Source organism: Streptomyces sp. adm13(2018) (assembly GCF_008042145.1).
Taxonomy (GTDB): Bacteria; Actinomycetota; Actinomycetes; order Streptomycetales; family Streptomycetaceae; genus Streptomyces.
This window is the reverse complement of the sequence record NZ_RDBH01000024.1, coordinates 20254-22908: the sequence shown is the minus strand read 5'-3', so window position 1 is coordinate 22908 and position 2655 is coordinate 20254. Positions and strand designations below refer to the sequence as shown.

General features: G+C 75.4%; 1 protein-coding gene. It reads left to right on the top strand.

Features of this window, described 5'->3' with window-relative positions:
* Positions 1-15: 15 nt before the first annotated feature.
* Positions 16-2655 (top strand): SpoIIE family protein phosphatase/ATP-binding protein (locus EAO70_RS02320; protein WP_148001363.1); only part of this gene is annotated, 2640 nt, incomplete at its 3' end.

Here is a 2655-nt window from a genome sequence, read left to right as displayed (position 1 = left end):
GGCCGGGGGACGGGGCTGCGGAGCGTGGCCGGGCAGGTGTTCGCCCTGGAGGCGCTGATCGCGCTCCTGGTGATCGCGGCGGCCGTGTTCGTGACGTTCTACCAGGCGCGCAGTGACACCGAACGGGACGCCAGCGTGCGCTCGCTGGCGGTCGCGGAGGCCTTCGCGAAGGCGCCCGGCATCGACGCGGCGCTCGCCTCGCCCGATCCCACGGCCGTGCTCCAGGCGCGCGCGGAGCAGGCCCGGCGGGCCACCGGGGTGGACTTCATCTCCGTCCTGGACCTGAACGGCGTGCGGTACACCGACTCGCAGCCGGAGCTGATCGGCAGCAAGGCCACCGGCGACCTCAGCCGGGCGGTGGTGGACGGCGAGTCCTACACGGAGCTGTTCCGGGGCGCGCCCAACGACGCCGTCCGGGCCGTGGTCCCCGTCGTGGACGACCGGGGCAGGATCGTCGGCATGGTCACCAGCGGCGTCGAGGTGCAGAGCATCTCGGACGCCGTACGGAACCGGCTGCCGCTGCTCGTCGGCGCCGCCGCGGGCGCGCTGGTCCTCGCCGTCGGCGGGGCCGCCCTGGTGAGCAGACGGCTGCGGCGGCAGACGCACGGCCTGGGTCCGGCCGAGATGACCCGGATGAAGGAGCACCACGAGGCGGTCCTGCACGCGGTGCGCGAAGGGGTCCTGATCGTGGGCCCGGACCGCCGGCTGCTGCTCGCCAACGACGAGGCGCGCCGGCTCCTCGGCCTCACGGCGGACGCGGAGCGGCGGCACGTATCGGAGCTGGGGCTGGACGCCCGGACGGTCGAGCTCCTGGAGTCGGGCCGGTCGGCGACGGACGAGGTGCACCGGGCGGGCGACCGGCTGCTCGCGGTGAGCGTGCGGCCCACGCTGCCCGCCGGGCGGGAGTCCGGCTGTGTGATGACGATGCGGGACACGACCGAGCTGGCCGCCCTGACCGGCCGGGCCGCGGTGGCCCGCGGCCGGCTCCAGCTGCTGTACGAGGCGGGGGTGCGGATCGGCACGACCCTGGAGGTCGTCCGGACGGCGGAGGAGCTGGCGGAGGTGGCGGTGCCGCGGTTCGCGGACTTCGCGACGGTGGAGCTGCTCGAACCGGTGCTGCGGGGCGAGGAGCCGCCGGCGTCCGCGTCGGCGACCACGGAGATGCGGCGGACGGCGCTGTGCGGGCTCCGTCCCGACCAGCCGCTCCAGCCGGTCGGGGACACCATCCGCTTCGACGTCCCCAGCACCCCGATGGCGACGGCCCTGAGCGCCGGGCACGCGATGGCCCAGGCGGAACTGGCCTCCGCGGAGGGCTGGCGGCAGCAGGACCCGGAGGGGGCGGCGCAGGCCCTGGCGTACGGGATGCACTCGCTGCTCACGGTGCCGCTGCTGGCCCGCGGGGTGGTCCTGGGGATGGCGAACTTCTGGCGCGCGGACTCGCCGGAGCCGTTCGGCGACGAGGACCTGTCGTTCGCGGAGGAGCTGGCGGCCCGCGCGGCGGTGGCGATCGACAACGCGCGCCGGTTCACCCGGGAGCACGCGATGGCGGTGACGCTCCAGCGGAGCCTGCTGCCCCGGGTGCTGCCGGACCAGAGCGCGGTGGACGTGGCGTACCGCTATCTGCCCGCGAAGGCGGGCGTGGGCGGCGACTGGTTCGACGTGATCCCGCTGCCGGGCGCGCGGGTGGCGCTCGTCGTCGGGGACGTGGTGGGGCACGGGCTGCACGCGGCGGCCACCATGGGCCGGCTGCGGACGGCGGTGCACAACTTCTCGACGCTCGACGTGCCGCCGGACGAGCTGCTCGGGCACCTGGACGAGCTGACGGGCCGGATCGACGACCGGGAGTCGGAGGGAACGGAGGACGACGGGCGGCGGCGGGAGGAAGGCATCACCGGCGCGACCTGCCTGTACGCGATCTACGACCCGGCGTCGGGGCTGTGCACGATGGCGAGTGCGGGCCATCCGGGTCCGGCCCTGGTGGCCTCGGACGGGCGGGTGGAGTTCCCCGAACTGTCACCGGGGCTGCCGCTGGGGCTCGGCCTGGGCGACGTGCCGTTCGAGGCGACGGAGCTGCTGCTCCCGGAGGGCAGCAAGCTGGTGCTCTTCACCGACGGCCTCCTGGAGGACCGGGGGCGGGACCTCGACACCGGGATGGGGATGCTCCGGTCCACGCTGGCCCGCCCGGACCGGAGCCCGGAGCAGACCTGCGCGGACGTCCTCGCGACCCTCCTCTCGCCCTCGCCCCGCGACGACATCGCGCTGCTGGTGGCCCGCACGCGGCTGCTCGACCGCGAGCGGATCGCGGAGTGGGAGGTGGCGCGCGATCCGTCGGCGGTCTCGCCGGTGCGGAACGCGGCGGCGGAGAAGCTCTCGGACTGGGGGCTCGACGGCCTGGCGTTCACGGCGGAGCTGGTCCTCAGCGAGCTGATCACCAACGCGGTGCGGTACGGGGCGGACCCGGTGCGGGTACGGCTGCTCCACGACCGGACGCTGATCTGCGAGGTGTCGGACGGCAGCAGCACCTCGCCGCACCTGCGGCACGCGGCGGCGACGGACGAGGGCGGCCGCGGGCTGTACCTGGTGGCGCGGTACGCGGACCGCTGGGGCACCAGGTACGGCCGGCGCGGCAAGACGATCTGGGCCGAACTGCGGGTG